This window comes from Streptomyces flaveolus, from assembly GCF_014648815.1.
Taxonomy (GTDB): Bacteria; Actinomycetota; Actinomycetes; order Streptomycetales; family Streptomycetaceae; genus Streptomyces; species Streptomyces flaveolus.
In genome coordinates this window covers 277202-286541 of the sequence record NZ_BMRV01000011.1, presented here as the reverse complement: position 1 = coordinate 286541, position 9340 = coordinate 277202, and the positions used below count along the sequence as shown (strand labels likewise).

The 9340-nt window shown below is 74.2% G+C and carries 5 protein-coding genes; all 5 read right to left on the bottom strand.

The genetic code is table 11. The features are described 5' to 3' along the window. Window positions 1–247: 247 nt before the first annotated feature. On the bottom strand, window positions 248–1288 hold the full coding sequence (locus IEZ05_RS24950; RefSeq protein WP_189232473.1) for a LacI family DNA-binding transcriptional regulator: 1041 nt from the start codon (window positions 1286–1288) through the stop codon (window positions 248–250). A gap of 114 nt (window positions 1289–1402) precedes the next feature. Beyond that, on the bottom strand, window positions 1403–3844 hold the full coding sequence (locus tag IEZ05_RS24945; protein ID WP_189232472.1) for a glycoside hydrolase family 3 C-terminal domain-containing protein: 2442 nt from the start codon (window positions 3842–3844) through the stop codon (window positions 1403–1405). Window positions 3845–3873: 29 nt separating this feature from the next. Continuing rightward, the gene (locus IEZ05_RS24940; protein ID WP_189232471.1) at window positions 3874–5625 is read right to left on the bottom strand and encodes a discoidin domain-containing protein; all 1752 of its coding nucleotides are present in this window, start codon (window positions 5623–5625) and stop codon (window positions 3874–3876) included. A gap of 120 nt (window positions 5626–5745) precedes the next feature. Beyond that, window positions 5746–6828, bottom strand: a complete 1083-nt coding sequence (locus tag IEZ05_RS24935; protein WP_189232470.1) for a DUF1996 domain-containing protein — start codon at window positions 6826–6828, stop codon at window positions 5746–5748. 440 nt (window positions 6829–7268) lie between these two features. Next, window positions 7269–9308, bottom strand: coding sequence for an elongation factor G (gene fusA / locus IEZ05_RS24930; RefSeq protein ID WP_189232469.1), 2040 nt, complete (start codon window positions 9306–9308; stop codon window positions 7269–7271). Between the last annotated feature and the right edge of the window lie 32 nt (window positions 9309–9340).

Here is a 9340-nt window from a genome sequence, read left to right as displayed (position 1 = left end):
GACGATCGTGCGCCGCGAAGCCGCCCACCGTCCGGACGCGACCGGCCGCCCGCCGTGAACACCCCCGCGAGAACAGGGCTGTTGCCCGCGTACAGCACCCCGCCGGCGCCAGGGGGCGGAACCGGGCCGCCCTCCGCCGCGCTGTCGGCCGGGGTGTGCCTGCCGTACCGCCCGCTCGCCGTCGGCCGCCGACATGAAGGCGACGGGCCCGCACCCCGCTCCCCTGGGCCCCCCGGCGTCCCGGTGGTCACGCCGAGTCGCGGACCACCAGTTCCGGCTCGAAGATCACCGAAGTCGGCTCGCCGCGCGTCCCGTCGATGTGTTCGCCGAGCAGGCGGGCCATCGTGGCCGCCATCTCCTCCACCGGCTGCCGGACGGTGGTCAGCCGCGGCCGGCAGGTGACGGCCACACTGGAGTCGTCGAAGCCGACGACCGCGACGTCCTCGGGCACCCGGCGTCCGTGGTCGCGCAGTACCTGGACGGCCCCTTGGGCCATCAGGTCGTTGGCGGTGAACACCCCGTCCAGGCCGGGGTGTTCACCGAGCAGGGCGCTCATCGCCGCCATGCCGCTGTCGACCGTGAAGCCGCCCTCGGCCACCGGCACAGGGGGATGCCCGTGCCGGGCCAGGGTGTCCCGGAATCCGGCCAGGCGTTCCTGGCTCGCCGCGACGGCCAGCGGCCCCGCGACGGTGACGACCCGGCGGCAGCCCCGGGCCAGCAGGTGCTCGGCCGCGAGCCGCCCGCCGTCCCGGTGGGCGAGGTCGACGTGACTGAGCGGCACCGGGCGCCCGGGTCGGGCGAACAGCACCGCCGGCAGCCGGGCGCCGGCCAGCAGCGCGGGCAGCGGGTCGTCGGGGTGCGTGGACACGACGAGCGCACCGTCGGCGCCGCCCTGCCTGAGGTACCTGACGACCTCCTGCCGGGCCTCGGGCGTCTCGGCGAACATCAGCACCGGGTGCATCGAGCGGGGTCGCAGATGCCCGACCACGCCGCCGACGACCCGGCCGAAGAACGGGTCGGCGAACACCCGGGTGGCGAACGCGTTCTGCTCCGTGTCCGACGCGTCCCCGGCGCCGGAGACCACCAGTGCCACGGTCGTGGTACGCCGGGTGACCAGCTGCCGGGCGGCCTGGTTGGGGGCGTATCCGGTGCGTTCGATGGCACGGCGGACCAGGTCCTGGATGGCCGGGTCCACGTTGCGCACGCCGTTGACCACCCGCGAGACGGTGGCCCGGGAGACGCCGGCCTCCCGGGCCACGTCCTCTAGGGTCGGGGCCTGTCTGCTCATGCCCGCACCCTAAACGGCGGCGCCGAGCGGTGGTAGAGCGCTCTCCCGGCACGCTCTCCCCGCACGCTTTCCCCGCACGCTCTCCCGTCGCGCTCACCCGTCCCGGCGGCGGCGTCACCCCCGCACGACGACCGCCGTCTCCGCGGCCAGCGGCAGATCGCCCGCCGACCGCCCGGCCAGCACCCGGCAGCGGCCCTCCTCCGTGCGCCAGGCGTGCTCCGCCACCGACCAGTGGCGCAGCGCCCGCGCCGGGACCCGCACCGGCACCGTCACCGCCTCCCCCGGCCGGGCGTGGACCGCCGCGTACCCGGCGAGCCACCGTTCGGGGTGCTCGACCACGGCGGCAGGCCGGGCGAGGTAGACCTGTACGACCTCCCGGCCCGCCCTGTCCCCGGTGTTGCGCACCCGCACCCGCGCCGTCAGGTCGCCCCCGGCCCGTGTCACCGGGGGTACGGCCAGCTCCTCGTAGGCCCAGGTGGTGTAGCCGAGTCCGTGCCCGAACCAGTAGGCGGGGGTGCGGTGTTCGCGCAGCCAGCCGCGGTAGCCGATGTGCAGGCCCTCGTCGTAGGCGAGGCGGCCGCCGGCCGGGCGGGTGCGGGTGACGGGGGCGTCGGCGAGGACGGCCGGCCAGGTGGTGGGCAGCCGTCCTCCCGGCTCGGCGCGCCCGAAGAGCACGTCGGCCAGCCCGCCGCCGCCCTCCTGGCCGGGGAACCAGGCCAGCAGGACCGCGCCCGCCGCGTCCCGCCAGGGCATCTCGACCGGCCCGCCGCTGTTGACCACGGCGACCGTGCGGGGGTTGGCGGCGGCGACGGCCCGGACCAGCGCGTCCTGGGTGCGACCGAGGGCCAGATCCGTACGGTCGCAGCCCTCCGACTCGCCGTTCTCGGTGGTGCCCACGACCACGATCGCCGCGTCCGCCGACCGGGCCGCGCGGGCCGCCTCGGCCAGGGACGCGGCGACGTCCGGGGCCGGCGGGGCGGCGCTGACGACGGTCGCCCGGCCGGTTCCCGGTGCCAGTTCGCGGCGCGCCACGAGCAGGGTGTCCTGCCCGACGGCCAGGTCGGCGCCGGCGTACCGGGCGGGCGGGTTGACGTGGACGACCGCCGGGTCGTCGGTGGCCGGCGGGAAGTCACCGTCCAGCAGCATCCGTCCGTCCAGGCTCAGGCTCATCCGGCCGAAGCCGGCCACGCCCAGGGTCCAGCGGCCCGCGGTGCGGGGGCGCAGCCGGGCACTGATCTCGACGGTGTGCGACCCCGGCACCAGCCGCGGCTCCAGCAGCCGTCCGACGCCACGTCGTTCGGCGTACAGTTCGGCGCCGGTGGCGTCCAGCATGCGCAGCAGGACGCCGGGCCGGCCGGACCGCGGGTCGGTGCACACGGTGGCGTCCAGCGGGGGCGGCGGCCCGTCCGGGCGGGGGCCCGGGACGTGGACGACGCGGGCCCGGCCGCGCAGCGCTGCCCGGACGCCGTCCAGGACGGACACCTCGTCCTGGGGGAAGACGCCGGCGCTCCCGCCGCCCTGGGTGCGGGTCCGCGCCGCGTGCGCGCCGATCACGGCGACCGTCCCGAGACGGTCGGCGTCGAGCGGCAGGACGTCCTTGTTGGTCAGCAGGACCGCGCCGGCGGCGACCGCCCGCCGGGCCAGGGCCCGGGCCCGCCGGGTGCGGACCGGTGCCCGGGCGGGCGGCGGTTCCTCGCCGAGTGCTCCGCAGCGGGCGGCGAGCCGCAGCAGGCGGCGCGCCTTGTCGTCGACGGCGGCCCCGGGCACGCTGCCGTCGGCCACCGCCCGGGCCAGGGCCTCTCCCCACGCACCGTCGGGCCCGGGCATGGCGAGGTCCAGAGCGGCGCACGCGGTGGCCACGGTCTCGCGCACCGCGCCCCAGTCGGAGACGACGACGCCGTCGAAGCCCCATTCGCTCTTCAGCGGGTCGGCGAGCAGGCCGCCGGCGGTCATGGTGGTGCCGTTGACCGCGTTGTAGCCGGCCATGACCAGCCCGACCCCGGCGGCCACCGCGGCCTCGAAGGGGGCGAGGTAGACCTCCCTGAGGGCGCGCTCGCCGACGCGTACGTCGACGGTGAGCCGGTCGGTCTCGGAGTCGTTCGCCACGTAGTGCTTGGCCGTCGCGGCCACTCCCTGGTCCTGGACTCCGCGGATGAAGGCGGCGCCGATGCGGCCGGTGAGCTCGGGGTCCTCCGAGAAGCACTCGAAGTGCCGGCCGGCCAGGGGGCTGCGGTGCAGGTTGAGGGTGGGGGCGAGCAGGACGTGCACGCCCTTGCGCCGTGCCTCGGCGGCGAGGAGGCCGCCGAGGCGTTGGACGAGTTCCTCGTCCCAGGTGGCGGCGAGCGCCGTGGCGGACGGCAGCAGCACGGAGGTGCTGCGCTCGTCCCACGACTGCCCCCGTACGCCCGCCGGGCCGTCGGACATGGCCAGCTCGCGCAGTGCCACGCCCGGCTCTGCGCGGGTGCGCCAGGTCGTGGCGCCGTTGAGCAGCAGCGCGCGGGCGCGCGGAGTCAGCTTGCCCAGCAGCCGGTCGATGTCCGCCTCGCTCGTCCCCACCCGGGTCAACCCTTCATCGTGACTGCTGGTCAGTTGTAGACGCCGAACTCGTACAGCGAGTAGCCGTAGCCGGTGCCGCGCGCGGTGCCGTTGACGCGGACGTAGCGGCCGGTACCGGTCACGTCGAGGTCGTCGACGCCGCCGTTGCCGTCGGTCACCGTGCGCACGGTCCGCCAGTTGCTCCCGTCGTCGGAGGTCTGCACGGTGTAGGCCTTGGCGTAGGAGGACTCCCAGTGCAGTTGCACGTGGCGGAACGAGGTGCGTGTGCCGAGGTCCACGCGCAGCCACTGCGGGTCGCTCCAGTCGCTGGCCCAGCGGGTGTCCGGGTTGCCGTCCACGGCGTTGGCGGCGGTGCAGGGGCAGCCGCCGTAGCTCGCCTGGTACGAGGAGGCGGTCGCCGGTCTGCCGAGGGCCACGTTCGTGCCGTCCACGGCGGGCGGCACGACCCGCGCCGAGAGGGTCTCCACGCCGACGTTGCCCTTGCCGTCGGTGGCCTTGACGTACAGCTTCCACACACCGGGCCGGTCGGGGGCGGTGAGCCTGAGGCGCCCGCCGCCGAGGTCGGTGAAGGGGACCGGCGTCAGCTGCTTGCTCTGGTCGATGTAGTTGCTGTTGGTGAGCACCTCGTAGGCGAGGGAGTCGCCGTCCGGGTCGTCGGCGCGGACCGTGAGCACCAGGTCCTTGCCCGCCTGGACCTTGCCCGCGTCGCCCTCGACGCCGAAGCCGGTGACGACGGGCGGGGTGTTGTCGCGCGAGGTGTCCGCGCCGTAGGCCCGCTTCACGGCGTAGTAGGACAGCCGCTTCTGTCCGGCGGGCAGCAGGTTGAACCAGATGCCGCCGAAGTCGTACTCGGTGCCGTAGTGGAACAGGGTGGCGCCCAGGGCGACGCCGCGGTGTCCGGTGACGCAGTTCCAGGCCTCGGTGTAGCCCTCGGCCTTGGCCTGGTCGGTGGGTTCCTCCGGTACGCCGTTGGCGTCGTCCGGGACCTCCCACTCACCGGCCGGGCCGGACTCGGTGACGATGTAGGGCTTGGTGTAGCCGCCCTGCGCCCAGGCGGTCCGGACGTCGCAGACCGCGTGGTAAGAGTTGACGGCGTACAGGTCGAGGTCGGGGGCGTTCTTCTTGTAGTACGGCCAGGCGCCGGCCCAGGCGTCGGTGGAGGTGACCGGGTGGTTCGGGTCGACGGCGTGGATCTTCCGGGTGACGTCGTTGACGAAGGTGGTGTAGGCGTTGCGCTGGCGTTCCAGCTCGTCGCCGCTGTAGCAGTTCTGCAGGCCGAGCACCGACTCGTTGCCGACGTTCCACATCAGGACGCCGGGGTGGTCCTTGTACTCCTGGACCCACCGGGGGAACTCGGCGAGCATCCGGTCCTTGTACGCGGTGTCGGTCAGGTAGTTCACGCAGCCGCCGCTGCCCGGGCCGCCGCCGGGCTGGAGCCAGAAGCCGGCGATGACCTTGACGCCGTGTGCGGCGGCGGAGTCGAACAGTGGCCTGCTGCTCGCGTCGGTGCCCCAGGTGCGGATCGTGTTGACGCCCATGGACTTCAGGTCGGGCATGTACCGGTCGGCGTCGGCGACGGAGGGGCCCCAGGTCAGGCCCTTGATCTGGTACGGGCTGCCGTTCACGGTCAGCTGCCAGTCTCCCTGGCCGCCGGTGACCTTCACGACGCTGCCTGCGGCGTGCGCCTGCGGGGCGGGGAGGGCGGCGAGGGCGCCGGCGGCGAGGAGGGCGGCGGTCAGGGGTGCGGTGACTCCCCGGGCAGGGGTGGGCGGTCGGCTCATCGGGTCTCCGGGTGCGGGGTGGGGGCGGCCCCGGCCGTCGCGGGGCGTGGACGGTCGGGCCGGCCCGTTCGGTGGGGCCGTCTCGTCGTCCGGGCGCCGGCCAGGTGGGGGGAGGGCGCGTCAGGGCAGTTCGTAGTGCTCGTTCAGGGCCGCGCCGGCCTCGGGGTGGGTCTCGTCGTAGCCGCGTGCGTTGCACTGGAGGCCGCCGACGATGCAGTGGTCGACCATGGCCTCGAGGGTGGGTTCGTCCCAGGCGTTGAAGAAGTCGTAGTGGAACGAGTGGCTCGGACCGCTGGCCAGCCGGACCCGCGAGAGGTCGCCGTTGACCGGGAAGGCCATCTTGAACTCGATCATCGGCAGGGCGACCGGGTGACTGGCCGGGCAGATGTTGTTGTTGGTACCGGGGTTGACCACCGGATAGGCCATGTGGCTCTTGTGGTCCGGCGTGTCGAGGTGCTTGCCGTCCCAGCAACTGGGCGCCTGGAAACGGATGTTGACCTGGACGTCCGGACGGGACGGGCAGTCGGCGGGGAAGGCGACGTTGAAGAAGCTGTCACCGCATTCCCAGCCCTCGACGAAGCCGGGGTGGTCGCGGAACTCCTGGGCGCTCTGCAGGGGGCTGCCGACGACGTACCGCAGGCCCTTGGGGAAGGGCCGCACGCTGGTGTAGTCGGTGACGCCGGCCTTGTAGTAGATGGTCTGCGGACCGACCGGCAGCACCGGCTCGTCACCGTTGAACATGGTCGGCATCCAGTACCCCGACCGGTCGCCGGGGGCGCGGCACGTGGTGGGCCCCGCGTCGAGCGAGGCCGTCGTGCTGTACGCGTTCGTCGTGGTGTTGCCCATGAAGGTGTGGTCGTGGGACGTGCCGGGCTGCTGCGGGTAGACGATCGGATCGTCGGGCGCCGTGTGGGTCACCGAGCAGTTGGCCTGGAACTCGTGGAAGTAGCGGTGCGGCGGCTCCTTCGTGGACGGGCTGACGCCGGTGACCTGCGGGTTCGCGGGGATGTAGCCGTCGCCGTCCGGGTCCTCGGGCGAGGAGGCGGTCGAGGCGGCCATGGGGTGTCCGGCGCCGGCCCCATGGGCGTGCGCGGCCGGTGCCGGGGTGTCCGCGGCGACGGCGAGCGTGCCGACGCCGATCGAGGTCAGCAGTAACGCGCTCGCGACGAGGGTGCCGGACAGAACTTTCGATCTCCGTGGCATGGAGACCTCCTGGGAAGGTCGGTGGGATCTCGGAGAGCGCTCTCCCGACTGGGAGTGTTGGGGGCGCGACGGGAGGGTGTCAAGGGAACCGGCAGAAGGATCAACGGGCCCGACGTACGCACTGGTTGAACTCAATGCCACAGAACTGCCCGCAACCGTTGACGCGTTGTGCACGTGGATGAAGCATGCACAGCCGGAGAGCGCTCCCCCCGTCCCCACTACGTTCACTTCCCGAACAAGGAGGGCCGCCCCCCATACCCCCTTCTCCCACGCCCCCGCCGCGCCCGAGCCCTCCGGAGTACGTCGGCGAGTACGTCGTCGACGAGACCGGCGCGCCCACGTCCGCACCGTCGACCGTGCCGTCGACGGTGGTGTCGTACCCCTGACGGCGCCTGCCGGGGACGGTCCCCTCCCGCTCGGGGAGGGAACCGTCCGGTGCCCTACGGCACCCGGGTCACGGCCGGCGCCGGTGCGTAGCCGGTGGGCCGGGCGGTGAAGGTGCCGCGGCCCTGGGTACGGCTGCGCAGCCGGGTCGCGTAGCCGAACAGCTCGGCCAGCGGCACGGTGGCCGTGACGACCGCCGCACCGGCCCGCGTGTCGGAACCGGTGACCCGGCCGCGGCGGGCGGCCAGGTCACCGAGCACCCCGCCGACCGCGTCCTCGGGCACGGTGACCGTCACCTCCACGACCGGCTCCAGCAGGACCATCGCCGAGGCCCGCAGGGCGTCGCGCAGGCCCAGCCGCCCCGCGGTGCGGAAGGCCGTGTCCGAGGAGTCCTTCACATGGGTCCGGCCGTCGGTGAGCGTGACCCGCAGGCCGGTCACCGGGTGCCCGCCGAGCGGTCCCTCGGCCAGGGCGTCCCGGCAGCCGGCCTCGACGGCCCGGACGAACTCCTGCGGTACGTGCCCGCCGACGACCGCCGACCGGAACACGAAACCGCCCTCGTGCCACGGCTCGACGTCCAGCACGACATGCGCGAACTGCCCGGCACCGCCGTCCTGTTTGACGTGCCGGAAGACGAAACCGGCCACGCCTTCGCCGACCGTCTCGCGGTACGCCACACCCGGGCGGCCCACGGCGACCTCGATGCCGTGTTCGCGCCGGACGCGCTCCACCGCGACCTCCAGATGCAGTTCACCCATGCCGGACAGCACGGTCTGCCCGGTCTCCGGGTCGCTCCGCACGGCCAGCGAGGGGTCCTCGTCGGTGAGCCGGGCGAGCGCGGAGGCCAGCCGGTCGGTGTCGGCGGACCGACGTGCCTCGACGGCGACGTGCACGACCGGTTCGGCCACGCCGGGAGGTTCCAGGACGAGCGGGGCGCCCGGCGCGCACAGGGTGGAGCCGGCGCGGGCGGACTTCAGTCCGATCACGGCGACGATGTCCCCGGCGACCGCCCGCTCCAGCGGATCGTGCCGGTCGGCCCGCACCCGCAGGATGCGGCCGATCCGCTCGGTGCGGCGCGTGCCCGCGTCCCACACGGCGTCTCCCTTCTCGATCGTGCCCGAGTACACCCGCAGATACGTCAGCCGTCCCGTCGGGGTCGCGTTGACCTTGAACGCCAGGGCGGCCAGCGGCGCGGCCGGGTCGGCGGCCCGTTCCTGCTCCGTGCCGTCGTGCGTGCCGCGCACCGGGGGGACGTCCACCGGGGAGGGCAGGTAGGCCACCACGGCGTCCAGCAGCGGCTCGATGCCGCGGTTGCGGTAGGCCGAGCCGCACAGCACCACTACGGCGTCGCCGGCGCGGGTCAGGTCGCGCAGCGCCGCGGCGAGGGTGGCGGCGGTCAGCGTCTCCCGGTCGCAGAACTCCTCCAGCGCGGCCGGGTGGCGTTCGGCGACCGCCTCCTCCAGCACCCGTCGCCTGCGCGCCGCCTCCTCGCGCAGGGCGTCCGGCACCGGCTGCTCCTCGGGCGTCTCCGCGCCGTTCGCCCACACGAGCGCGCGCATGCGCAGCAGGTCGACGACGCCGGTGAAGCCGTCCTCCGCACCGATCGGCAGCTGCACGACGAGCGGCGCGGGGTGCAGCCGTTCGCGGAGGGAGGCGACGGCCGCGTCGAGGTCGGCGCCGGCCCGGTCCATCTTGTTGACGAACGCGATCCGCGGCACGCCGTGCCGGTCGGCCTGCCGCCACACGGACTCGCTCTGCGGTTCGACGCCCGCCACGGCGTCGAACACGGCGACCGCGCCGTCCAGCACGCGCAGCGACCGCTCGACCTCGTCGGCGAAGTCGACGTGGCCCGGTGTGTCGATCAGGTTGATCCGGTGGCCGTCCCAGGAACAGCTGACGGCCGCGGCGAAGATGGTGATGCCGCGGTCGCGCTCCTGCGGGTCGAAGTCGGTGACGGTCGTGCCGTCGTGGACCTCGCCGCGCTTGTAGGTGGTGCCGGTGGCGTAGAGGATCCGCTCGGTGACGGTGGTCTTGCCCGCGTCGACGTGGGCGAGGATGCCGAGGTTGCGGACGGTGGTGAGGGAGGTGCTGCGCATGGCCCCATGGCCTTTCGGATGGATGATCCGGA

What these genes read in the sequence shown, in the direction of transcription:
- IEZ05_RS24950 (WP_189232473.1), bottom strand. Translation starts at nt 1,288, where the DNA reads ATGAGCAGACAGGCCCCGACCCTAGAGGACGTGGCCCGGGAGGCCGGC.
- IEZ05_RS24940 (WP_189232471.1), bottom strand. Translation starts at nt 5,625, where the DNA reads ATGAGCCGACCGCCCACCCCTGCCCGGGGAGTCACCGCACCCCTGACC.
- IEZ05_RS24935 (WP_189232470.1), bottom strand. Translation starts at nt 6,828, where the DNA reads ATGCCACGGAGATCGAAAGTTCTGTCCGGCACCCTCGTCGCGAGCGCG.
- fusA (WP_189232469.1), bottom strand. Translation starts at nt 9,308, where the DNA reads ATGCGCAGCACCTCCCTCACCACCGTCCGCAACCTCGGCATCCTCGCC.